The 565-nt window shown below is 61.4% G+C and carries 1 protein-coding gene; it reads right to left on the bottom strand.

Features of this window, described 5'->3' with window-relative positions:
* The coding region (locus ACFQND_RS12185) for a YDG domain-containing protein (RefSeq protein WP_377413591.1) at positions 1–565 on the bottom strand (565 nt) is incomplete at both ends.

The raw sequence follows: 565 nt of genomic DNA, 5'->3' as shown, positions 1-565 counted from the left end.
GTCAGGTTGGCCTTGTTGATCGTGCTGGTCGTGTTGTCCACATAGCTGATGTTGTAGTTGCCCGTGACGTCGGCGTTGCCACTGTCCTTGATGGTCAGGCCGCTGGCCTGGACCGTCTTGTTGCCGATGCCAAAATTCTTGTCGGTAAAGACTTGCGTGGCGGCGGTATTGACCGACTCACCCGCACCGGCGCCCGCCAGCGTCCCGACCGAGCCCGTACCCGTGGCGCTGGTCGTGCCGTCATAAGTCTTGGTCACGCCCGTGGCCGTCACCGTCAGATTGGCCCTGTTGATCGTGCTCGTGGTGTTGTCTATGTAGCTGACGTTGTAGTTGGCGTTGTTGACGCCGTCACCCACTGTCACACCCGTGGTTGTCACCGTCTTGTTGCCCGTACCGGCGTTCTTGTCGGTAAAGGCGAAGCTGCCGCCCGAGAGGCTGTCGCCGCTGAACACGGTGCCGCTGGACACCGCTGCCGTACCCGCAGCGCTGAGGGTGCCGTCATAGGTCTTGGTGACGTTGTTGGTGGTCAGCACCAGGTTGGCCTGGTTGATCGTGCTGGTCGTGT

This window comes from Polaromonas aquatica (genome assembly GCF_042659145.1).
In the GTDB taxonomy this organism is placed as follows: Bacteria; Pseudomonadota; Gammaproteobacteria; order Burkholderiales; family Burkholderiaceae_C; genus Polaromonas; species Polaromonas aquatica.
Note: the sequence above shows the minus strand (reverse complement) of the source record. Positions and strands in the feature narration are given on the sequence as shown.